The organism is Vibrio sp. B1Z05, from assembly GCF_052955985.1.
In genome coordinates, this window is sequence record NZ_CP130463.1 from 593,925 (window position 1) to 617,744 (window position 23,820).

Sequence of the window (23,820 nt, forward strand, 5' to 3'; positions counted from 1 at the left end):
TAGCGACATCAATTGCACTAGTGTGTGGTAACATTATTGCAATTGATTCAATGGATTGTGAGCCTGCCTTGTTTACTGTTTATCATTCAAACCAAATCGATCTTCTTAAGTCTTTATTGATTGCACTAATTCGCCAGCAACCTCTTGCTTCTCCTTTTGAGCAAGAGCAAATTTTGGTGCAAAGTCCGGGCATGTCGCAATGGCTAAAAATGGAATTAGCTAAAGAGATGGGGATTGCTGCTAATCTTAATTTCCCGCTACCTGCAACGTTTATTTGGCAGATGTTCATTGAAGTATTGCCGGACGTTCCTCAGCGCAGCGCATTTAACAAAGAAGCGATGACTTGGAAGTTAATGCAAGTTTTACCCAACAAGCTTGCTGAGCCTGAATTCTCCCCATTAGCTTCTTATCTAGAGCAAGATGATGACGACTCTAAGCTATTCCAATTAGCGGGAAAAATTGCTGATATCTTCGATGGTTACTTAGTGTACCGCCCCGACTACATTAACGCTTGGGAGCAAAATGAGCATCCTGATGAGTTACAAGGGCAAGGTCTTTGGCAGGGAATACTGTGGCGAGAGTTATATCAATTTACTCTAGATTTAGAGCAATCGGAGTACCATCGTGCCAACCTCTATCAAGATTTTATTGATGCTTTAGCAAATAGCTCTGAGATCAGCAGTAATAATGTGCTCAAACGATTATTTGTGTTTGGTATTAGCTCATTACCACCTAAATACCTAGAAGCGCTCAAAGCACTGGGGGAGCATATCGATGTGCACCTTATGTTTCACAACCCATGTCGTTACTATTGGGGTGATATTAAAGATCCGCGCACATTGTCGAAGATGGCTAACCTAGTCAGACCGAGAATTCGCTGGAATGAACAAGGGATGGAAACCGAGCAAGGCGTTGCGGTACTTAAAGGCGATATCGAACATAACGCATTACCTGAGTTTCATCATGATGCAATCAGCAACAACTTGTTAGCCTCAATGGGTAAGCAGGGGCGCGACAATCTGTATTTGTTATCCGATCTTGGCAGTAATGAAGTCGAAGCTTTTGTCGATATTGAGCCAACGTCACTGCTGCATAAAATACAGCAAAACATTTTGCAATTAGAGCAGCATCAAGACGATTCACAATTGGATCAAAGCACACACAAAGGTTGTGTTTCTGCGCAAGATACTTCGCTCTCTATTCATAGTTGTCATAGCGCCACTCGAGAAGTAGAAGTGCTACATGACCAACTTTTGGCGATGTTTAATCAAGATCCCACGCTCAAGCCGCGCGATATCATAGTGATGGTGGCGGATATCAATGCCTATTCCCCAGCCATCAAAGCTATTTTTGGCAATGCAACCGCAGACAGGCGCATACCGTACTCCATCTCTGATAGAAGTGTTGCTGAAGAAACCCCAATCTTAAATGCGTTTTTGCAGCTACTGGCACTTCCGAATAGTCGCTGTGGTCGTAGTGAAATGATGGAGATCCTTGAGACGCCTGCTATTTTGCAACGATTTGGCATGTCAGAAACTGACTTTGATTTGATTAATCTATGGACGCAAGAAGCAGGAATCCGCTGGGGGCTCGATGACTCCACCGCAACTGAATTTGAACTGCCAATCTTAAATCAAAATACGTGGCTGTTTGGCTTACAACGTATTTTGCTTGGCTACAGTATGTCTTCTACCAACCAAGCTTTTGAGTTGAGCGAGGGTATTTTAGCCCCGTATGAACAAATAGAAGGTATGCAAGGAGAGCTTGCCGGAAAACTGGCCGCGTTTATCGACAAAGTCTTGCACTATCGTAACGCGCTGCAAACCCCTTTGCATAGCGCAGATTGGCAAACGCAATTAAACCAGTTAGCCAATGATTTCTTTGAGTTAGACATTGAAAACGAAATTGCCTTAACCAGTATTCGCGATGCACTATCTTCACTGACTCAGCAAACCTCTGAAGCGGCGTTAACCTCCGAGCTAAGCCATCAAATTATCTGTGAGTATCTGCAAGATAAATTAGATAACTCGCGCATTAGTCAGCGCTTTTTAGCAGGACAAGTGAATTTTTGTACCTTAATGCCAATGCGCTCTATTCCTTTTAAAGTGGTGTGTTTATTGGGCATGAATGATGGCGTATATCCGCGCTCAGTTCCTCTTGAAGGTTTTGATTTAATGTCAGTGAAAACGCGCATAGGGGATAGAAGTCGTAGAGATGACGATCGTTACCTGTTTTTAGAAGCGCTACTTTCTGCTCAGCAAACTCTATACATTAGCTATATTGGGCAATCGATTTTAGATAATAGTGAGTGCTTACCTTCGGTGTTATTAACCGAATTACAAGAGTATTGCGCACAAAACTATTGTCTGGTCGGTGACCAAGATTTGTCGGTTGATGACTCAGGTGACCTGCTTGTGAGTTATTTAACCTCATCCCATGCCATGACGCCATTTAGTAAAGACGCGTTTTTGAATAACGCCAGCTTTGCCTCTGAATGGCTACCTATTGCCAATGGCATTTCTTCTATTGAGCAAACTTCGCCCACGCCACTTACCGATTATTTCTTAGAAAGAGGTAGCGTTACCGAGATTGAATTAGATCAGCTACTCGCTTTTTGGTCACTGCCGATAAAATATTTCTTCAATCATCGTCTGCAAGTTTGGTTTAACCGCGATAGCGAAATAGTGGAAGATGATGAACCTTTTGCTTTAGGTGGCTTGGAGCGTTATTTATTACGCGATGAAATCGTCGCCGCTATGCTCGATGGCGGAGAGGCGCAAGTAGAACAAGTATCTCAATATTATCGCAGCTCTGGGCAACTGCCGATTGGCGAATTTGGCGATTTGGAAGTGGCAGAAAATAAAGCGGCAATGATGGGTTTGGTCTCTGAAATTGAGTTTTACACCAATAGTAAGAAGCCTTCAATTCCGTTGTCTGTCAGTGTTCCTTTTGGCGAACATAATCTTACTATCACAGGGTGGCTAGACAATCACTTCGCTTCTGGTTTGGTGAATTATCGTGTCGGTCGCATTCGCTCAAAAGATATTTTACAGGCGTGGATCAAGCACTTGTGTGCTTGTGCATCCAACCAATCGCTAACCAGTCACCTTATTGGTATCACCAATAGCAAAGAGGTGGAGTATTTTTCTATTGCCGCGATATCTGCGCAAGATGCGTTGGATTTTTTGCAAGATCTGCTAGCACTGTTCTTTGAAGGTATGACTCAACCTCTTGCTTATTTCCCTTATTCAGCGCAAAGCGCGATGCAAGAAATGAGTAAGAAATTACAAAAAAATGATAGTGATGTGGCTCGCGAAGCGGCTCAAGCTAAGTTCAACTCAAGCTTTTTAGGCGATGACTATAACGCGGGAGAGTCGCAAGACATTTACATACAAAGAGCTTGGCCACAATGGGATGACGCATTGGCAGAGTCAGGGTATCGTTTAGCACAAAGAGTCTTCTTGCCGGTACAAGAAAGGTTAATGACTAAGTAAAGGCGATTAGCTGCAGATAAGAGAGAGGGGGGGGCCGTCAGGAATATTATATGTAGGGGTTTTTATACTGACGGCCCAAGGGTCACAGAGACCTCTTATTTCTTATATTTATAGATGGCAAATCCCTCACCATTCGAGCGCAAGCCTACTTGGAACGAAACACGATAACAGTGAGTGGGATCGCAAACTTTGAGCGCAAGTATCCAGCCCTTTCAAGGCGATAGCTCATTTCATAACATTGGTCACATATTTAGATAGGGTTCACCATGACAGAGGTCACGAACATAATTCCTGCGCCACTTGAGACAATGACATTCCCTTTGCATGGGGCACGTCTTATTGAAGCTTCGGCTGGCACCGGCAAAACATTTACGATTGCAGGGCTTTATCTGCGACTATTGTTAGGTCATGGCGACAATGGTCAGGCCCACAACAAGCCACTTAATGTTGAACAAATTCTGGTCGTGACCTTTACCGAAGCGGCGACCGCCGAATTAAAAGATCGTATTCGCGCACGTATACACCAAGCAAGAGTCGCGTTTAGCCGAGGGGTGAGTGATGATCCTGTGATCAAACCGCTACTTGAACAAACTCAAGATAGAGACAGAGCTTGTGAGTTATTACTGGCCGCAGAAAGGCAAATGGATGAAGCCGCCGTATTTACCATTCATGGCTTTTGTCAGCGCATGCTTACGCAAAATGCCTTTGAATCAGGCAGTCGATTTAAAAATCAATTTATCCAAGATGAAAGTCAGCTGAAAGCGCAAGTGGTATCAGACTACTGGCGACGCCATTTTTATCAAATGAATGAAGCTATGGTAGCGGAAATTCGCAGTCACTGGCGTCACCCTCACGACCTACTTGCCGAGCTTGACCGCTTTATTAGTGGTAATGAAGTGTATATTCACTCTCAAGCGCAAAGCGGTGATTTAGAAGCCTTGTACGCACAAAGAGTCGCGCTGATTGATGAGTTAAAGCGTGATTGGCTTGCGGTAAGCTCAGAGCTAGAAAAATTAATTGCAGATTCTGGAATTACCAAAAATCCTTATAACAAAAGAAACGTACCAAATTGGATTTCACAAGGGGACAGTTGGGCAGAGGTTACGCCTAGCACTCTTGGCATGCCAGATTGTTTAGAGCGCTTTTGTAGCAGTGTTTTGCAAGCTAAAACCAAAGAAGGCAAACAAGCGCCAGAACATGCGATATTTGATCAGCTAGAGGCATTTTATCAACTGCCTAAATTAGAGGTTAAACTGGCTATTCTAGGCAATGCGATCCCTGAATGCCGAGCAGAGTTACAAAAAGCCAAACGCCAGCAGCAAAAGCTCTCTTTTGATGATCTTCTCAGTCAGTTAGATCATGCTTTGCAAGCCGACGAAGAAGATTTGTTATCCGAGCGAATTCGCCAGCTTTATCCGATTGCTATGATCGATGAGTTTCAAGATACCGATCCTCAGCAATACAACATATTTAGTCATTTGTACTTAGATCACCCGGAGTGCGGGTTATTTATGATTGGCGATCCTAAACAGGCAATTTACGCCTTTCGCGGCGCGGATATCTTTACCTATATTCGCGCTCGTAATGAAGTGACTTCGCACTTTAATCTTACGACAAACTGGCGCTCAAGTGAGCAGATGGTTGAAGCCAGTAATGCGCTGTTTGTCGAGTCAGAAGCGCCATTTATTTACAACGATGATATTCCGTTTACCTCAGTGCTACCTAGCCCAGGTGCGGACAAAAAATCGTGGTCTTTGCATGGTGAAACTCAGCCGGCGATGACAGTTTGGCATCAACAGCAAGAAGAGGGCGGCGTAGCCAAAGGCAGTTATAACCACACTATGGCGCAGTCGACCGCCACTCAAATACAGCGACTATTAAGCGCTTCAGATCAAGGCAATGCACTGCTACACAGCGCAAAAGATAAGGCGATTCAAGCTGGAAATATCGCGGTATTGGTGCGCACAGGTAGAGAGGCAAGCCTAGTGCGACAAGCGTTGTCGGAAAAAGGCGTAGCCAGCGTTTATTTGTCTAACCGAGAAAGCGTTTTTGCCAGTCCTGTGGCCTGCGATGTGATGCTATTTTTGCAAGGCGCTTTAAATTACGAAAATGACCGAGCATTGCGCACTGCGGCGGCCAGTTCCCTGTTTGATCTTTCCTTATTTGATTTAGAACGATTAAACCAAGATGAGCAATATTGGGAATTGCTTAGCCAAGAGTTCAGTGACTATCGTCAGCTATGGCTAAAGTCTGGGATCATGCCAATGATCCGCAAGCTTATTCAGCACCGAGAATTAGCTCAGCGATTGCAAAAACAGGCACACGGTGAGCGAGTGCTGACTGATTTAATGCACCTTGCCGAGTTATTGCAACAAGCCTCAGCAGAGCTAGAAAGTGATCATGCATTACTGCGTTGGTTTTCTGAATCTATTGATGAGGCATACGATGGTGAGTCAGGTGATGAGCAGAAACAGCGCTTAGAGTCCGAGCGCAACTTAGTGCAAGTAGTCACTATTCATAAATCGAAAGGGCTAGAATACGACATTATTTTTGTGCCCTTTGTCAGTGCCTGTCGCAAGAGCGATAAAGCCTTGTATTACGATGCCGAGCAACAATGCACCCGCTTTGATCTCGACAATAATGAAGAGGGAATTGCGTTATCGGATAAAGAGCGTCTAGCGGAAGATCTGCGCCTTATTTATGTAGCGGTGACTCGCGCTGTGTACTCTTGTTATCTTGGCGTGGCGGCGCTCAAAGACGGTCGCAGTAAAAAGGTGATGACCCATTTGAGCTCCATTGGCTATTTGCTACAAGGAGGCGAAGAGCAAGATGCCTCGGCGCTGAGCGCTGCATTAAGTCAGTTGGAAGATAAATACCCATCCATTACCGTATGTGACCCCATTGCCCCTGATGACGCTTGTTACATTCCAATTGAACAAGATGCGCCTTTGCTTGAAGCCAATAAAATGCAACAACAAATTGATTGGCGCTGGCGGATGACCAGTTATTCAGGCTTGGTTAAGCAAGGGCATGGTCATGCGCATAAAGACGACAGTATTTGGCTGGATACGACCTTAGATGTGGACGCCTCGCAGGATCAAGCCCCAATGCTCGACCTTATGCAAAAGAGCATGTTTAATTTTCCGCGTGGCGCCCGTCCGGGCACGTTTTTACATACCTTGTTTGAAGAAGTGGAATATACCCAGTCGGCATTTAGCGACAAAAACAGTGAAGTGATCCGTCAGCTTATAATCAAAGAGCAGTTAGAAGAAGAATGGCTACCCGTATTGCAAGATATGGTCGATAAAGTGCTCTCGACCGACCTTGATGGTCAGGGCATGAGATTGTGCGATAAAAACCCTCAGCAAAGGTTGGTAGAAATGGAGTTTTTATTGCCGATAGAGCTTCTCTCTGCGCCGCGATTTAATGCCATTACCCATCAGCATGACCCGCTAACGGCTCAAGCAGGCGATCTTGGTTTTGCTCCTGTGGAAGGGATGCTAAAAGGCTTTATTGATTTGGTGTTTGAGCATCAAGGTAAATATTACGTCCTTGATTGGAAATCCAACCATTTAGGCGATTTGGCGCAAGATTACCATCAAAGTAATTTGCACAAAGCGATGTTAGATCATCGCTATGATGCCCAGTATCAAATCTATGCATTGGCACTGCATCGCTTTTTAAGTAGTCGTATTGCAGACTACGACTATGAAACGCATTTTGGTGGTGTGTTCTATTTGTTTTTACGTGGCATGGATGGCAGTGGTGAATACGGGGTATTTTCCGCGAAACCATCGTTACCTATGCTCAATGAATTAGATGCTCATATTCGTGGTGAGGAGGCAATAAAATGATAGCGTCGAATGAAAGCCTTCCAGAAGTGCTCAATGTGGCCGAGATTGCGCCAGAGCAATTGAGTAAATACCGCCAGAAAAGCTGGCTAGATTGGTTACACGTCATGGCTGGTGTGGGCATGGTGCGCGACATTGATTTTCAGTTGGCTAAGTTTTTTGCCGAGCAAGAAAAAACCGCATCAGCGGCGCATGTTGCGGTGATGGTATGCGCGGTGAGCTACGAGCTCAGCAAAGGTAATTCATGCTTACCGATTAGCAATGCTTGGAATCCATTAAAATCCTTTGGCGTGACACAACTTGAGTCACTTTTTGACCCGCAATTACTTGTCTGTGATTGGGCGGATGAACTCACTAAATCAAGCTTAGTCGCACAAGATTTTCAACAAGCTATGCGCTTACCGTTAGTGTTTGAATTTGGCAGTTTGTATTTGCAAAAATATTGGCACTTTGAAGGGGCTCTGGCACAAAAGCTATTGGAATACGCAGAGCCTATCGCGATGGATGTGCAGCAATTATCTGTGCTGAGATTGCAGTTAGATCAATTGTTCACATGGCAGTTAAGTTATCTGTTTAAAGATATTCAAACGCTTAAAAAAGCTAATGCCAGTGATGCGCAAATTCATCGAGCTATTTGCGAGTCTTTGGATGTGGTGGACACCGCTGACATTGCATTGGACAAACTGGTGGCGATTGCCAGCAGTGCTAAGTCAGCCAGCGACCTTGAAGTATTAAATGAATATATACCGTTAAGTGCGTGTTTAAACCATCAGAAAGTGGCCGCCGCTACTGCGCTTACGCGCCGCTTTTGTGTAATTTCAGGGGGCCCGGGTACGGGCAAAACCACCACTGTCTCTAAATTGTTAGCCGCGCTGGTGGCCTCAAGTGAAGTGGAACTTGATATCAAGCTTGCTGCGCCAACGGGAAAAGCAGCGGCGCGCTTGACTGAATCTATCGGACAAGCCATTGATTCCTTGCCCGTATCACCGGAGATAAAAGAAAAAATCCCCACCTCTGCCAGCACATTACACCGCTTGCTTGGCGCTATTCCTAATCGCACTGAATTTAAACACAATGCCAAGAATCCGTTGCATTTAGATTTATTGATTCTCGATGAAGCTTCCATGGTCGATTTGCCTATGATGTTCAAATTGCTCAACGCACTGCCAGCGAACGCGCGTTTGATATTACTGGGTGATAGAGATCAGCTTTCATCTGTAGAGGCTGGGGCGGTATTAGGTGATATTTGTCAACTTGGCGGACAAGGTTACAGCGCGGCGCATAGCGAACTTCTAAATAAGTTAACCGGCTATCAACTGCCAGCATCGCCTTATGTGGGCACGGCTATTAGTGATAGCTTGTGTGTATTGCAAAAGAGCTTTCGTTTTCACAGTCGCTCTGGCGTAGGTCAGTTAGCGCGAGCAATCAACTCAGGTAGCAGCAGTAAAGCGACAGAGGTGTTTGCCAGTCAATATCAAGATATCGAGCACTTTGAGGTTAATAGTGAGCGTTACGCGCAATTGATTGATACTTTAGCGACTCGCTATAAAGAGTACTTAAACCTTAGATTTGAGCAAAATGGCACGTTAAGTATGTCTGCATTTGCGCGCACTGTGTTGCAAAGTTTCGCTCAAACCCGCTTGCTGTGCGCGGTCAGAGAAGGTGAGTTTGGAGTAGAAGGCACCAATGCTAATATCGAAAAAGTATTAGCACGGAAAGCCTTAATTGCTGCGGATAGAGATACTTGGTACATAGGAAGGCCTGTGATGGTCAATAGTAACGATCACAGTCAGCATTTGTATAATGGTGATATTGGCATTTGTTTGTTGGATGAAAGCTTACAAGAGCCGAGATTGAAAGTGTATTTTGAACTGCCTGATGGCAGCGTAAAAGGCGTGCTTCCAAGTCGCGTACCGCCACATGAAACCGCATATTCAATGACTATTCATAAATCGCAAGGCAGTGAGTTTGACTATACGTTATTGTTACTGCCGAAAACGATGACACCGATACTGACCAGAGAGTTATTTTATACCGGTGTGACGCGCGCCAAGAATCGTCTGAGTGTGTATGCTGATGTTGGTATTATGCAGCGCGCTATCAAGCAAAAAACCGCAAGAAGTAGCCATCTGTCGCAACGTTTGCAAACAGATAGCTAGTGGGTGCGAGATGTCTTAGTTGATATCCAGCGCTAAGATTTTTGATTTTCGTTGGAAGTTATAGAGGTCCTGCTTTTTAATCGGCAGTGCCTCTAGATCAATTTCAGCAAAACCTTGCTCTCTAAACCAATGCAAACTGCGGGTGGTCAAAATAAACAGCTGTTTGATTCCGAGCGCATAGGCTTGATGCTTCATGTGCTCTAATAAATGCACGCCGCGGTTGCCATCTCTATAGTCAGAGTGAATAGCTACGCAGGCCATTTCGGCCATTTGATCTTCAACGTAAGGATAGAGCGCAGCGCAACCAATGATGAGCTGATCTTTGACTATGATAGTAAATCGCTCAATTTCTCGCTCTAACTGTTCGCGAGAGCGACGCACTAAAATGCCTTCACTTTCTAGCGGTTCAATCAAGTCTAAAATACCGCCAATGTCGTCAATGGTGGCAATGCGCACTTGCTCGGCGCTGTCCATCACAACTTGTGTACCGATACCATCACGAGAGAATAGCTCTTGTATTAAAGCACCATCATCAAGGTAGCTCACAAGGTGACTGCGCTGTACGCCTTTTTCACAGGCTTTTACCGCTGCTTGCAAGAAGCGTTCAGTGATAGGGGCATTGCCTGGCATGCCTTGTTGTAGGATGCTTTCTAGCTCGTGTGGGAACAGCTCTGCGGCCACTTCACCATTCGGTTTGATGTAACCTTGATCTGAGCTAAAGCCAATCAGTTTGTCCGCTTTTAGTTTTATCGCCACTTGAGTGGCAATTTGTTCTGATACTAAGTTAAAACACTCGCCTGTAACGGAGCCTGCCACTGGGCCAATTAATACTATCGACTCTTGCTCAAGCGCGCGGTTGATACCTTCAACATCAATGCGGCGTACTCGTCCACTGTGTTGATAATCCACTCCGTTATCCACACCTAATGGCTGCGCAATCACAAAGTTACCGCTGACCACGTTGAGTTGGTTTCCCGCCATAGGCGTGTTGTTGAGACTCATAGAGAGGTGAGCGGTAATGGCGAGCTGCAATTGCCCTGATGCCTGCATGACATGCGGTAAGGTCGTTGACTCAGTGATCCTAACCCCTTTGTGATAAGGGGAAGATAAGGACTGTAAGCTGAGGCGTTGGTCTATTTGCGGGCGAGCGCCATGCACCAATACCAGCTTCACGCCAAGGCTATGCAGTAGCGCAATATCGCTGACGATATTAGGAAAATTATCATGGCTTAACGCATCACCACAGAGATAGATAACCATAGTGCTATCACGGTGAGCATTTACATATGGGGTGGATTGCCGAAATCCTTTGACCAGTTCAGTACTACGAGACATAACCAACTCTGATGTGAATTTTTATACAATAATAATGCGTATTTATATGATTGCAACTGTTTAAATGACTCTATATTAAAAGAATGCAATAACACTTCTAGATTTAATGTGTGTGTTTTCTTTAACAAGCATTGCGTAAAGCATGTGAGTTTGTCATTCTGACTTTCTAAGGTTTAATTAAGGATATAAAACCCATCCTATGCACAAATTTATTCCATTCTTTGCCGTTGCGATCCTATTAACGGGCTGTGCCCAGAATACTGATAATGGTCAGCAATATTTTGACCAAGAATTTACTCAGCCTCTTACGCAAACTAAAACCATAAATAGTAATGCATTTCGAGATTTAAACTCGTTTGATGCGCAGGCTAAGCAGGTGCTAGATAACTCACCTTCCATGGCGGCTAAGTATCAAGAGTTGTACCAACACCTTTCTGAGTGGGCATTGCAAAGTGGAGATCCTGCCGACCTTGAACGTTTTGGCGTACAAAGTGCGCAGATGCGTGGCGGAGACAATAAAGGGAATGTGCTATTTACCGGATATTTTTCTCCGGTCATCGAATTACGTCATGTTCCTGATCAAACCTATAAATACCCTGTTTACGGTAAGCCAAGTTGCAGCAGCCAATGTCCTACGCGTGCTCAAATCTATGATGGGGCATTAACGGGCAAAGGGTTAGAACTTGGTTATGCGGCCAATATGATTGACCCATTTTTAATGGAAGTGCAGGGCAGTGGCTTTGTTCATTTTGGCGATGACAACAGCATGCAGTATTTTGCTTATGCGGGGAAAAACAATCGCTCTTACGTCAGTATCGGACGCATCTTAATTGAGCGCGGTTTAGTCGAGCGCAAAGACATGTCTTTAAAAGCGATTAAACAGTGGGTGTCGGAAAACGATGAAGAGACAGTAAAAGAGCTATTAGAGCAAAACCCTTCTTATGTGTTCTTCGCCCCGAAAGATGATTTAGCGGTGCGCGGTTCGGCAGGCATTCCTTTATTGCCAATGGCAGCAGTGGCAGGGGACAGATCTTGGCTACCTATGGGCACGCCAATTTTAGCTGAAGTGCCTTTGCTCAATGCCGATGGCACATGGTCTGGTACGCACGCACTACGTTTATTACTGGTGTTAGATACCGGTGGTGCAGTGAAGCAAAATCATCTCGACCTCTATCATGGAATGGGCGCGCGAGCAGGCGTACAGTCAGGGCACTACAAGCACTTTGGCCGTGTCTGGAAATTAGGCTTAGAAAACTCAGTCACCGCCAACCCTTGGCAATTGCCAAAAGGGAAAGAGTGATTCGATTTTACAAGTCAGCCTAAACACGGCAAAGACTAGACATTAAACACAAGAGTGCGTATAAAACGCACTCTTGTTGTTTACAGTTCAGAGATAAAGCTCATGCGAGAATTAACCACCCCAGCATCCGAATCCTATGACCAACGTTTTGGCGGTACGCGTCGCCTGTATGGAAATAGCGAAGTGGAAATCTTACGTGCCGCGCACGTATGTGTGATTGGTATTGGTGGTGTGGGCTCTTGGGCAGTAGAAGCGCTGGCGCGCAGTGGCGTGGGTGAGCTAACCCTAATTGATATGGACGATGTGTGCGTGACTAACATCAACCGTCAAATTCACGCTATGAGTGGCACTGTGGGCAAGAGCAAAATTGAAGTGATGGCAGAGCGTGTCGCGCTGATTAACCCTGAGTGTAAAGTGAATCTGATAGATGACTTTATTGGCCCAGAAAATCAATCTGAATATCTGAGTAAAGAATACGACTACGTATTAGATGCCATTGATAGCGTTAAAGCGAAGACTTCATTGTTGGCCTATTGTCGTAGCAACAAAATTAAAGTGATCACTATCGGTGGCGCGGGTGGTCAGGTCGACCCAACACAAATCAGTGTGGCGGATCTGAGCAAGACAGTGCAAGACCCGCTCGCGAAGAAAATCAAAGATCAATTGCGCCGTTTTCATAACTTTAGCAAGAATCCAAAGCGCAAGTTTGGCATCGATTGCGTCTTTTCTACAGAACACCTTAAATACCCGCAAGCCGATGGTAGCGTCTGCGCGGTGAAAGCTACAGCCGAAGGCCCTAAGCGAATGGATTGTGCGACTGGCTTTGGCGCGGCTACCGTTGTGACGGCCACCTTTGGTTTTGTCGCAGTGTCGCGTATCATTGCCAAATTGATTGAAAAACACAGCGCGTAATTAAGGTCTACTTATCATGACATACCCAGAAAACCCGTTTGGCAGCACCATTCTTGAACAGGATATCCTTGCGCAGATGCAACAATGCCAAGGTTGGGAGCAGCGTTATCGACAGGTGATCTTGTGGGGTAAGCAATTACCAGCAATGCCCGATGAGCTAAAAGCTGAGCAAGTGTTAGTGGCAGGTTGTGAAAGCCAAGTATGGTTGGTAGGTAAGCAAGTTGACGGAGTTTGGCAGTTTTGTGCTGACTCTGACGCGCGCATTGTGCGCGGCTTGATTGCCTTGGTACTGACGGTATGTAATGGCAAAAACAGTCAACAAATTCAGCAATTTGATATCGATGACTATTTTGAAAAACTGGGTTTGATCCAACATTTAAGCCCATCGCGAGGCAATGGGCTTAAAGCAATTGTTGAGCAAATTAAAACACTCAGCGCATAGGTTTAACTTTAGCGATTATTGACAAGCCGCTACAGCATATCAACGGCCTTAGTTAGAGCCGCAATGAGCGCATCCACTTCTTGCTCATTGTTATACACAGCAAAAGAGATGCGCACCGTTCCCTTTATACCTAAGCTATCCATCAGTGGATGAGCGCAGTGGTGTCCCGCGCGTAGCGCAATGCCTTGTTGATCGAGTAAGGTCGCAATATCTTCATGATGCACTCCCGGCATAATAAAGCTCAAAATACTGGCCCCTGCTTGATAACCGACAACCTCAATATCTTCAATTTTTGAAATGGCTTGGTAAGCTTTGTGTTGCAACGCCTGCACATGTTGCTCTGCCTCGGCATGATTGATGCTGGTTAACCAATCAATCGCGCTAGAGAGGGCTAAAGCGCCGGCTACATTAGGCGTACCCGCCTCAAACTTTCCGGGAAGCTCACTAAATGAAGTGCCAGAGAAGCTAACCTTTTGCACCATTTTGCCGCCGCCATGCCAAGGTGGCATCGCCTCAAGTAAAGCCAGTTTGCCGTATAACACGCCAATACCCGTTGGCGCATACAGTTTGTGACCAGAAAAGACGTAAAAATCACAATCCAGCGCCTGCACATCAACCGCCTCGTGAACAATACCTTGCGCGCCATCAAGTACGACAACCGTATTAAATTGGCGAGCCAGTTTGATCATCTGTTTTACAGGGTGATGAGTCCCAGTGACATTAGAAACTTGGCCAATGGCTAAGATCTTGGTGTTGTGATTAAGGCGTGCTTGAAAAGCTTCAAGATCTAAAGTGCAATCGTCCAACATCGGGATCTTTACGACTTTAGCGCCAGTTTGCTCCGCCACAATTTGCCAAGGAACAATATTGGCGTGGTGCTCCATTTCACTGACCAGAATTTCATCACCCGCTTGTAGCGTGTTTCTGGCATACGTTTGTGCAATCAAATTGATGGCTTCGGTGGCGCCGCGCGTCCATACAATCTCTTTATGAGAGCTGGCATTAATGAAAGTGCGCACATTCTCACGAGCTTGTTCAAAGGCGCTGGTGGCACTGGCTGTTAAGCTGTGCGTGCCTCTGTGTACATTGGCATTGTGCTGTGAATAGTAGAGGCTAATCGTATCGATAACCTGCAACGGTTTTTGGGTGGTGGCAGCGCTATCAAGATACACCAAAGGTTGTTGGTTTACTTGTTGCTGCAATGCAGGAAATTGGGCTCGAATTGCTTGAATATCAAACACCTTTAGCTCCTAAATCGAAGTAATGAAGATTTGGCAGTGGCACCATAGGTTCGGCAACACTCCAAGCAAAGGGCTTACCTGACAGTAAAATAACGAGCTCGATTGCAAACTCAAAGGCACTTGCGGGTCCTTGGCTAGTTAGCAGCTTATTCAGTTGATCGTAGGTGACGCGTTTATCTCGCCAATTATTTTTCGGGATGTGCGATTTAAAATGTGGATGACACGTCATCAAGGCTTTTGGATACAGCTGATGGTGCTGTAATACCAGAGCTGGTGTCGCGCAAATAGCGGCATTGAGTCTGCCATCATATTGTTGCTGTTTGATCATTTCGACCAACAGTATGCTTTGTTGGAAAACCTCAGCGCCGCCAACGCCGCCGGGCATCGCAATAACATCAAACTCTTCATCGGCTACATCTACAAGTTTCACCTCTGCGGTGAGCACAATGCCACGCGAACCTTTAAAGGTCAGTGCACCTTCAGGATCAACGCTGGCTACCGTTACTTGGTAGTTAGCACGAATTAAAACATCAATGATGGTAATGGCTTCCATCTCTTCAGTGCCCGGAGCTATGGGTACTAAGGCCTTAATGGTCATTGCTGAGCCTCTTTTTGTTTGATCTGTTGATAAAGCGTTTGATTGTACGGCGTTAAAATCTGCTGTGCTTTGGCACGCTGGAGTAAGTATCCGGTAATATAGTCGATCTCGGTACGACGCTGATGTTGAATGTCTTGATGCATTGACGAGAAATTTGCGCTGGTGGCTTGGATAACCTGCTGACTTTTGGCAAACAGTGCATCGCTATCGCAAGTCAGTCCTTCAGCGGTCATCACTTCACTAATTTCCACACAAAGTGCTTGTATGAGAGCCAAAGTCTCACTTTGCGCAAGCTCGCCGTTACGGCAATTATGGATGGCGGTTAATGGGTTGATACAGCAATTAATCGCCAGTTTGTTCCACAGAGCTTGTTGAATATTATCGTCCCAAGATACTGGTGCAAGGGCACGATCTAACATAGGGACTATTTGTGCTGATAGCAATGTGCCACTCTCGTTGAGAGCGCCGACGATTGTTTGTCCCTGTCCCGTATGTTGAATTTTAGACTGATTATCTATGAGTGCGCCGTGAGTGGTGGTAGCAAATAACACGGGGTGCTCAGACAGTTGCGCTAACAGTGGATCGACAGCGCCCATACCATTGTGGGTAAAAAGCACGCAACAGCCTTTTTTGAGATGCGGAATAATGGGCAATAGAGCTTGCTCTACCTGCCATGCTTTGACTGCCACAATTACTAAATCGGCATTATTCATATCCGAGATTTGGTTGGCGCGAAATTGAATAGGGGCTTGCTGCGCAAATGACAGCGATATGCTAGGCGCTGTGTCTCTGCTCCACAAAGAGATATTGTGACCCGCATTGTGTAGATAACACGCCCACAGCGAACCAATGGCACCAACGCCAAGGATACTAATATTCAAACCATTCTCCAGTCTAAATGCCCATAGTCATGTGTATTTCAAGGAGTAAATACACAGATAAGAACCAAGGACACAAATTCATGGCTAGGATACTCGGAAATGCATTTATTGGCGAATTCACGACATTAAAAAAGGCGCAAAGTGAACTGACCCCCAATAGTTGGACACCGATTATTGGGGGTCTTTTTATGTCCAAATATAGCCGAGCATTCAAGTGTGCGGTCGCTAAACAATTTTTACTGGGTGAGTGTTCATCTCACGATCTTTCTCACACCTACTCCATTGCACCACCCATAATACGTTACTGGGGAAAAGTGTTTGAGATTCATGGTTCTGATTCGTTTAAGCCTCATGATTTTGCTAAAAATGCTCAAACCAAGTTGCATGCGTTAAAAAAAATGTGGACGAATGGCTGGTCTATTAACCACACTAGTGCGGTATTAAATTTTTCCTCCCCTGGAACACTCTCCGTTTGGCTTAAACAGTACAAACAATATGGTATTCAGGGGCTTGAACGTAGCAGAGGACAACCACCAATGAGTAAGCACCCTTTTATCAAACAAAAAAGTGATGATGAAAAGACGCTAGAGGAGCTAAAAGAGGAATTAGCCTACTTACGAGCCGAGAATGCTGTTCTAAAAAAGTTAGAGGAGCTGGAGCAGGAAAAGCATCGCCGAACAAAGAAAAAGCGAACGTAGCTCTAGCTCTTAAAAGCCGTTATCCACTAAAATACCTCTTGCATGCCTTAAAATTAGCGAGAAGTATTTTCTATTATCATGCTAAGGCAGATAACGACACCGAACAGTATCAAGATGAAAAGGATCTAATAGGGCAAATTTACCATGAGCATAAAGGCAGGTATGGGTATCGTCGTATTCACTTAGAGCTACGAAGACAGGGTGTTATGCTTAACCACAAAACGGTTCAACGGCTCATGGGTCAACTAGGCTTGAAGTCTACCGTCAGACCAAAACGGTACAGCTCTTACAAAGGAGAAGTGGGGACTGTGGCCCCTAATGTTCTTGAACGAGACTTTGAAGCGACGAAGCCAGATGAGAAGTGGGTAACGGATGTCACTGAGTTTAAAGTTAAACAGCAGAAAGTCTATCTATCACCCATCGTTGATCTGTTCACACAGGAAGTTGTGGCTTATAAGGTCGCAAAAAATGTACGTCTACCTCTGGTAACTGACATGTTGACAGATGCGGTTGCGACTTTAGATGAAAACGCTAAACCAATCGTTCATAGCGATCAAGGGTGGCAATATAGGCATAAGAAATATCAGAAAAAACTATCTGAAAGTGGCTTAACGCAGAGCATGTCACGGAAAGGAAACTGTCTAGATAATGCAGTTGCAGAGAATTTCTTTGCCTTGCTGAAAACAGAAATGTACCACAACCAGTACTTTGAAGATGCCGATGATCTGATAGCTCATATTGACGAATACATCGAGTACTACAATACCAAACGAATTAAAGTGAAATTAAAAGGCCTGACTCCGATAGAGTATCGAAATCAGGCCTTGAAAGCAGCTTAACAGAAATGTCCAACTTTAAGGGGTCACTTCAAAATGCGCCTTTTTTACCACTTTAAGTTCTATTAGAACTTGTAAGTGACAGCAACGTAGTGGCTTACGCCTGAGCTTACCAAACCGTTGTTACCGTCTTTAATACCGTACACATCTTTATAAAGTTTAAGGCCGTAACCCACTGCGTAGCGATCTGAGTGCCAGTATAGACCGTTGAACATTGCGCCGCCGTTGCTCGCTGAAGAGTATTTCTCTTTCATGCCGAATTGGTAATCAATGTAACCTTGGTATGAAAGGAATGTACCATTTTCAAAGAAGAAGAAAGGTTTAAACCAGTTCGTCGACACTTGATAACCGTTCCAATCTTTAAGGTTTGAATCGTAGTTGCCGTAGAAGTTTAGGCCAATTTTACCAAGCCAAGGCACCATTACATCAGAACCTAAACCGATTTTTTGTTGGTTTACCGCATATGGGTCAACTGTGTTTGTTGCGCCATCCCACGTAATTAGTGACGCAACGTATAACTCTTGAACTGGACCAAATGATAGGTCTTTATGAGTCAATGCATCTAAAGACATACGCGGAGCAAATTTCATAAATACTTTGCTACTTGCATCGGCTTTATCAGAGCTAGGGCTAGTTAAAAGGTTGAATACATCAACATAGCCGTAAAGATCGAAGATCCCAGAGCGACCGCCAAATTCCATTTCTAGGTAATCATGGCTTGAATTACCAGGCTTCTCATCAAAAGCGCCCATTAAGTTGAATTGCATCCACTTATAGTCGTTCTTGTGGATGTCACCGTCTGTGTAATCAGCTGCAAGAACTGGAGCTGAGGTAGCCGCTAGTAGGCCAAGAGTTAAAAGTGATTTACGCATAATAATGGGTACTCTAAAAAGTGTGCGGTAAATGGATTTTGCTATTCCATAGCGTGGGTTTCCTTCGACAGAATAATAGAGATCTCACGCACAAATAAAAGTGCAATACGGCAAAAAAACGACACAAGTCAGTGATCAAGATCACATAAATGCAATTTTAACGATCGTTTCTTATTCATATGGCATTTTTAAGGGAACTTTTTCAAGTTACTTGTTTTTACGGTTTTTGATCTAATTAGTCTCTCTTACGTATTAGTTTAGGATATAAAACCAGAGAGTAAACTATGCCCTGTATAAAGTTATTTCCTTTAAGTTCTATGGTGTTACCTGAGGGAAAAATGAATTTAAGAATCTTTGAGCCTCGCTATAAACGTATGATCAGTGATTGCTGTCGCGCGGGTGAGGGGTTTGGTGTTTGCGTGATTAATGAGAGTAGCGCCTCATCGCCGAAAAATATCTCACAAGTCGGTACATTGGCTCAAATTGTCGATTTTGAACAATTAGCGGATGGTTTTCTTGGGATCACTATCGTCGGCACTCGCCGTTTTAGAGTGAAGAGGGTTTGGAGTGAGTTTGATGGTTTGCGTTGTGGCGAGGTTGAATACCTTGATAACTGGCAAAGCCAGCAACTTTCACAAGATAACACTTACATTAGTGAACAATTGCAAAGAGTCTATCAACGCTTTCCTGAAATAAAAAACCTCTACTCACACTGCTTCTTTGATGATGCGACATGGGTCAGTCAACGCTGGTTAGAGCTGTTGCCTATGGAGCAAGATCAGTTTGAGCACCTGATCTCTCAAACTGATTGTGAGGAAGCAGTAAAGTTTCTTTGCCAAGCCATTGAGGCTCAGTAAGCCAAAAAGCTCAATAACCCAAAAGCTCAATAACTAAAGAAACTCACGAGGATATGCTCTTTCACCTACCTTTATTGGTTGGTGGCATATACTTATACCTATCGAACTCATCAATAGAGCAGTTGTTGTCAATTATTGTTGGGTACTAAGTTGCTGTGATGGGCATTGAATGAATTTATGTTTAATCAATAGTGATCCAATGAGGACAAACTTGCGTAGATAAACTGTGACGTATAGAAACCAATAGACAAATAGGTCATTTAGGTTCTCGAACAAATTTGAGAGAGGGGGTCTTTAGTTACCACTCTCTAACTGTGAAAGGTGAACCATGGAATCGTTAACCGTATCATTACAAACCAAGGTCTCAAACCCTACTCGGGCAGAGTGGAATGAATGCATGGATAAGGTACAGCAAGGCGATAAAGCTGCGTTTGCGAAAGTGTTTAAACATTTTTCGCCGCGGTTAAAGCAATTTGCGTATAAGCATGTAGGAAATGAACAAGTGGCTATGGAGTTAGTGCAAGAAGCACTGGCAACAGTTTGGCAAAAATCACACTTGTTTGATGGCAGTAAAAGTGCCTTATCAACATGGATTTACACCATTGCCAGAAACCTTTGTTTTGATCTGCTGCGTAAGCAAAAAGGTCGAGAGCTGCATATCCATTCAGAAGATATTTGGCCTGATGATTATTGCCCGCCAGACTTAGTTGACCAGTATTCACCTGAAAGAGACATGCTACGAGAGCAGATAGTTCGTTATCTAGATACGTTACCGATCAAACAAAAAGAAGTGATTAAAGCGATTTATCTGGATGAATTACCTCATCAAGATGTGGCTGATAAATTTGATATTCCTCTCGGTACGGTAAAGTCTCGTCTGAGACTGGCCGTTGAGAAGCTTAAGGATACGATAAGGGCGGAACAAGTATGAAACATCATCCAAGTAACGAGTTGTTGAAAGCCTATGCCAGCGGCACTATCGATGCTTGTAATGGCGTCACTCTAGCCGCGCATCTGGAAATGTGTCCTCACTGCCAAAGCAAGGTGCAAGAATTTGAAGAACTTGCCTCGCAATCTTTGATAGATGTAGAGCCTGAGGTTGAATTAGAGCTAGCCGATATGGAAGCCATGTTTAACGATATTATTTCGCTAGACAGAAAGCCTGATATGAAAGTGGCTAAGCCTGCGGTGACTATCGAGGTAAATGGTAAGCAGTTTTCCTTGCCTCAATCTTTGCAGAATGTGAGTCAAAGATTAAGTGAATGGAAGAGCTATGGTGGCAAGGTGTACACCGCACAGCTTGATATTGGTGAGCAAGAGCGTTTGAGTTTGCTGTATATCACTGGTGGAGTTCAAGTTCCTCAGCACACGCACAAGGGTATTGAAACCACACTGGTATTGCATGGGCGGTTTCATGATGAGATAGGTCAGTATAAGGAAGGCGACTTTACGGTGGCGGATGCCTCTATAAAGCACGCGCCGCGCACCGATGAAGGGCAAGATTGTTTATGCCTAACGCTATTAAGCGATACAATGATATTTACTCAAGGTGCCGCTCGCATATTCAATATGTTTGGGCGTGGTATGTACCCTTAACCTGCGCACTGTACATAGTCGGTATGCATAACAGCAAGTAATAATAAAACAGGCCACACATCTAACGATCGTGTGGCCTGTTGTTATGTGAGCGTTTTATTTAACGACACCTAACCGGATTACTGGTTTTGAGAGTCATTATATTGCTGCTCATCATCTAAACCCCGCTGGTGAGCCTTTTCTAATACCTTATTAAAATAACCTCGTAGCGAATAAAGCATAATTAAGCTTGGAATCACCATGGCAGCGGTGATGATAAAGAACATCGACCAATCATTTAAGTAATCAACCAGTTCACCACTAAAAGAGGCTAAGGTGGTTCTGCCTAAGTTACCGAGTGAGGCAAGCAGGGCATATTGGGTTGCTGAGAATGCTTGTCCAGTCAGCACGGTCAAAAATGACACAAAGGCTACCGTTGAGAATGCGGTGGTAAAGTTATCGACAATGATAGTGGCCAAAAATAGCGTTTCATTTGGGCCTGATTGAGCAATCCAAGCAAACATTAGGTTGCTCGATGCCATCGCCACACCGCCAATCATTAAGCCTTTTACAATGCCAAACTTAACGTTAAACATACTGCCAATAAAGGTGAACAGTATGGTTGCTCCCCAACCAATCAGTTTGGAATAGTCGCCAATTTGTTCGTTACTAAAGCCGATTTCTTTATAGAAAGGAATCGACATACGACCAAGGAAGGCTTCCCCAATTTTAAATAGAAAGACAAACAGCAATAAGGTGATTGCAACTCGAACGCCATTGCGTCGGAAAAAATCAGCAAAAGGTTCAATCAAGGTCACACTAAACCATGCTACAACTGGCGAACCTACCACTTTGCTGTGGCGTTGTTCTGCTTCCGATTGCAGTTGGCTACGTGCGGTTTTTGGCTCTTTGGTAAACAGAGTGAACACCATCAGCAGTGCCACAATTGCGGTCATTCCCAAATAGACGCCGTTCCATCCTATGCTGTCGGCATTGACGAACGCCAAGTAACCAGGAAGAGAATAACCTGTCCACCATCCCACAACGGCCATTGCCGATGCTTGAGGAAGTTTTGAGGCTTCACTTTTAGAAAAGCTATCAATACGGTAGGCATCAATTGCCACATCTTGAGTGGAGGATGCAATCGCGATACCTAAGGCGAGCATTGAGGTAAACATCAGACTTTTAGCGGGATCAACCCCAGAAATAGCCAGTGTACAAACCAACATAATGGCTTGGCATAAGAAGATCCAAGAGCGGCGCTGACCTAATAGGCGATGCAAAATAGGCAGTTTTACCCTATCAACCAAAGGGGCCCACATAAAGTTAATGGCATACACCACAAACACTGAGCCAAAATAGCCAATAGCGGCGCGACTGAGCCCAGCATCCTTTAGCCATCCTGACATATTAGAGCCAATCAGCACCCAAGGGAAACCACTTGAGCAACCCAACATAAACACCCAAAGCAAGCGCTTATCAAGGTAACTTTTAAAGGTCTCACCCCAAGACATCTTATCCGTCATTTTCTTTCCTTTTACTCATACGTAACGCAGAGCCACTCGCTCTGCGTTCACCTTAGGATAACTATATAGGGGATTTATTTTTGAATTGTCACTTTAGTGACAACGATAGGCGTTGCTGGGATATCTTTCATGAAACCATTGCTTTTGGTTGGCAGACTCGCCATTTTTTTCACAACATCGAAGCCTTCAACCACTTGACCAAATACCGCATAGCCTGGGTTAGATGATGAGTAGTTTAAAAATTCATTGTCAGAGTAGTTAATGAAAAACTGACGGGTTGCTGAGTCAGGGTTATTGGTGCGAGCCATTGCCACACTAGCGGTTTTATTTTTTAGACCATTGCTAGCTTCGTTTTTGATAGGGCCGTAGGTTTTAATTTGAGTCATATTCTCATCAAAACCACCACCTTGAGCCATAAAGCCAGGAATAACGCGATGGAAAATAGTGCCTTCATAGCTGCCATCTTTTACATAACGAAGGAAGTTAGCGCTACTTAGAGGGGCTTTTTCTTCATTGAGCTGAATAGTAAAGTGACCTAAGGTTGTTTCAAATACCACCTTGGTATTGGCAAATACTGACGCACTAAATAGCGCACAGATTACAAGTAGTAATCGGCTCATTGAAATTTCTCCTGCATGTAATTGATAAGTTCAACATCGTTGGCAATGTCATTTAACACTAGCTTAGATACGTGATTAAGCATATGTTCGATTTGTTCGTTAGAAGCGCCCATTGAGTTATCACCTTTGGCACTGCCAGAATAGGTTTTAACAAATTTTCCTGTTGGGGTTTCTGCGGTCACTTTTAAGGTGACTTTGGCATCCATTTGGTTGCTAAAAGTAGACGATTTTACGCGAACCAAAGCTTCTTGCAGTTCAACTTGTACGCTGTTGTCACTATTGTTGGCAATCACGAAGCCTTGCGACTGTAAAATAGACTGCATGGCATTGTTTAATGCGATTCTTGCATTTTGTTTGGCATGAATAGGCATCGCCTTATCATGATCTTTTGTTACTAATGCTAAGTATTGAGCTGTGCGCACGTCAGTCGTGCTCAGGCTTAACGTTTTTGGTTCGTTGATAGTCACTTGACTGCTATCAGCTTGCGGGGTGAAATTCAGTTGTTGGTCAGTTGGGCTAGCACAACCGCTCAATATAAGGGCTGAAAAAGCAATAATCAGCAAATGTTTCATTGATAGTTCCCTTAATAACATAGTGAAAAATAAAGTACTTCACCGAGGGTA

General features: G+C 44.4%; 19 protein-coding genes. 11 read left to right on the forward strand and 8 right to left on the reverse strand.

Going from position 1 to position 23,820, the window contains the following annotated elements:
- The first annotated feature begins 50 nt into the window (after positions 1–50).
- The 3 genes from recC (at position 51) to recD (ending at position 9,504) form a co-directional block, all read left to right on the forward strand.
- Positions 51–3,494 carry an exodeoxyribonuclease V subunit gamma gene (recC, locus tag QV280_RS02820; protein WP_253912608.1) on the forward strand — a complete coding sequence of 1,148 codons (3,444 nt, stop codon included), beginning with the start codon at positions 51–53 and terminating at the stop codon, positions 3,492–3,494.
- Positions 3,495–3,760: 266 nt separating this feature from the next.
- The gene (gene recB, locus QV280_RS02825) at positions 3,761–7,348 is read left to right on the forward strand and encodes an exodeoxyribonuclease V subunit beta (RefSeq protein WP_152822590.1); all 3,588 of its coding nucleotides are present in this window, start codon (positions 3,761–3,763) and stop codon (positions 7,346–7,348) included.
- The gene (gene recD / locus QV280_RS02830) at positions 7,345–9,504 is read left to right on the forward strand and encodes an exodeoxyribonuclease V subunit alpha (RefSeq protein WP_152822593.1); all 2,160 of its coding nucleotides are present in this window, start codon (positions 7,345–7,347) and stop codon (positions 9,502–9,504) included. The genes recB and recD overlap by 4 nt, the downstream gene beginning before the upstream one ends.
- A 15-nt stretch (positions 9,505–9,519) precedes the next feature.
- Here recD and argA read toward each other — a convergent pair whose 3' ends face one another.
- Complete coding sequence (gene argA / locus QV280_RS02835; protein WP_152822596.1) at positions 9,520–10,839, reverse strand: amino-acid N-acetyltransferase; 1,320 nt, start codon at positions 10,837–10,839, stop codon at positions 9,520–9,522.
- 199 nt (positions 10,840–11,038) lie between these two features.
- Here argA and mltA point away from each other — a divergent pair, with 199 nt between their 5' ends.
- The 3 genes from mltA (at position 11,039) to csdE (ending at position 13,493) form a co-directional block, all read left to right on the forward strand.
- Entirely contained in the window at positions 11,039–12,139 is a 1,101-nt protein-coding gene (gene mltA, locus QV280_RS02840) for a murein transglycosylase A (protein WP_152822599.1), read from the forward strand.
- Between the two features lie 102 nt (positions 12,140–12,241).
- The gene (gene tcdA, locus QV280_RS02845; RefSeq protein WP_023405138.1) at positions 12,242–13,051 is read left to right on the forward strand and encodes a tRNA cyclic N6-threonylcarbamoyladenosine(37) synthase TcdA; all 810 of its coding nucleotides are present in this window, start codon (positions 12,242–12,244) and stop codon (positions 13,049–13,051) included.
- A gap of 16 nt (positions 13,052–13,067) precedes the next feature.
- Positions 13,068–13,493: a cysteine desulfurase sulfur acceptor subunit CsdE gene (gene csdE / locus QV280_RS02850; RefSeq protein ID WP_023405139.1), complete on the forward strand. Its 426-nt coding sequence runs from the start codon at positions 13,068–13,070 to the stop codon at positions 13,491–13,493.
- 29 nt (positions 13,494–13,522) lie between these two features.
- On the opposite strand, the gene csdA is transcribed toward csdE, so the two are convergent.
- The 3 genes from csdA to panE are packed head-to-tail and all read right to left on the reverse strand — an operon-like array spanning position 13,523 to position 16,213.
- Positions 13,523–14,734 (reverse strand): cysteine desulfurase CsdA, encoded by a 1,212-nt coding sequence (csdA, locus tag QV280_RS02855; RefSeq protein WP_367869625.1) that lies wholly within the window; start codon positions 14,732–14,734, stop codon positions 13,523–13,525.
- Positions 14,727–15,332: a DJ-1 family glyoxalase III gene (locus tag QV280_RS02860; RefSeq protein WP_152822601.1), complete on the reverse strand. Its 606-nt coding sequence runs from the start codon at positions 15,330–15,332 to the stop codon at positions 14,727–14,729. Before QV280_RS02860 ends, csdA begins: the two co-directional genes overlap by 8 nt.
- Complete coding sequence (panE, locus tag QV280_RS02865; RefSeq protein ID WP_152822604.1) at positions 15,329–16,213, reverse strand: 2-dehydropantoate 2-reductase; 885 nt, start codon at positions 16,211–16,213, stop codon at positions 15,329–15,331. The genes QV280_RS02860 and panE overlap by 4 nt, the downstream gene beginning before the upstream one ends.
- A gap of 80 nt (positions 16,214–16,293) precedes the next feature.
- Between panE and QV280_RS02870 the strand changes: the two genes are divergently transcribed.
- The gene (locus QV280_RS02870) at positions 16,294–16,911 is read left to right on the forward strand and encodes a helix-turn-helix domain-containing protein (protein WP_447026261.1); all 618 of its coding nucleotides are present in this window, start codon (positions 16,294–16,296) and stop codon (positions 16,909–16,911) included.
- Positions 16,818–17,750, forward strand: coding sequence for an IS3 family transposase (locus tag QV280_RS02875; protein ID WP_156916982.1), 933 nt, complete (start codon positions 16,818–16,820; stop codon positions 17,748–17,750). Before QV280_RS02870 ends, QV280_RS02875 begins: the two co-directional genes overlap by 94 nt.
- Positions 17,751–17,812: 62 nt before the next feature.
- Here QV280_RS02875 and QV280_RS02880 read toward each other — a convergent pair whose 3' ends face one another.
- The gene (locus QV280_RS02880) at positions 17,813–18,619 is read right to left on the reverse strand and encodes a nucleoside-specific channel-forming Tsx family protein (RefSeq protein ID WP_152821518.1); all 807 of its coding nucleotides are present in this window, start codon (positions 18,617–18,619) and stop codon (positions 17,813–17,815) included.
- Positions 18,620–18,903: 284 nt separating this feature from the next.
- Between QV280_RS02880 and QV280_RS02885 the strand changes: the two genes are divergently transcribed.
- From QV280_RS02885 to QV280_RS02895, 3 genes are all read left to right on the forward strand, one after another.
- Entirely contained in the window at positions 18,904–19,476 is a 573-nt protein-coding gene (locus tag QV280_RS02885; protein ID WP_152821520.1) for an LON peptidase substrate-binding domain-containing protein, read from the forward strand.
- 328 nt (positions 19,477–19,804) lie between these two features.
- Complete coding sequence (locus QV280_RS02890) at positions 19,805–20,407, forward strand: sigma-70 family RNA polymerase sigma factor (RefSeq protein ID WP_152821523.1); 603 nt, start codon at positions 19,805–19,807, stop codon at positions 20,405–20,407.
- Positions 20,404–21,072 carry a ChrR family anti-sigma-E factor gene (locus QV280_RS02895; protein WP_152821525.1) on the forward strand — a complete coding sequence of 223 codons (669 nt, stop codon included), beginning with the start codon at positions 20,404–20,406 and terminating at the stop codon, positions 21,070–21,072. The genes QV280_RS02890 and QV280_RS02895 overlap by 4 nt, the downstream gene beginning before the upstream one ends.
- Positions 21,073–21,191: 119 nt before the next feature.
- Here the strand turns inward: QV280_RS02895 and QV280_RS02900 are convergent, their stop codons facing one another.
- From QV280_RS02900 to QV280_RS02910, 3 genes are all read right to left on the reverse strand, one after another.
- Positions 21,192–22,577 carry an AmpG family muropeptide MFS transporter gene (locus QV280_RS02900; protein ID WP_152821527.1) on the reverse strand — a complete coding sequence of 462 codons (1,386 nt, stop codon included), beginning with the start codon at positions 22,575–22,577 and terminating at the stop codon, positions 21,192–21,194.
- Positions 22,578–22,651: 74 nt separating this feature from the next.
- A complete protein-coding gene (locus QV280_RS02905; RefSeq protein WP_152821529.1) occupies positions 22,652–23,197 on the reverse strand; it encodes a peptidylprolyl isomerase in 546 nt (181 codons plus the stop codon).
- Positions 23,194–23,769 carry a YajG family lipoprotein gene (locus tag QV280_RS02910; protein WP_152821531.1) on the reverse strand — a complete coding sequence of 192 codons (576 nt, stop codon included), beginning with the start codon at positions 23,767–23,769 and terminating at the stop codon, positions 23,194–23,196. The genes QV280_RS02905 and QV280_RS02910 overlap by 4 nt, the downstream gene beginning before the upstream one ends.
- Positions 23,770–23,820 lie beyond the last annotated feature (51 nt).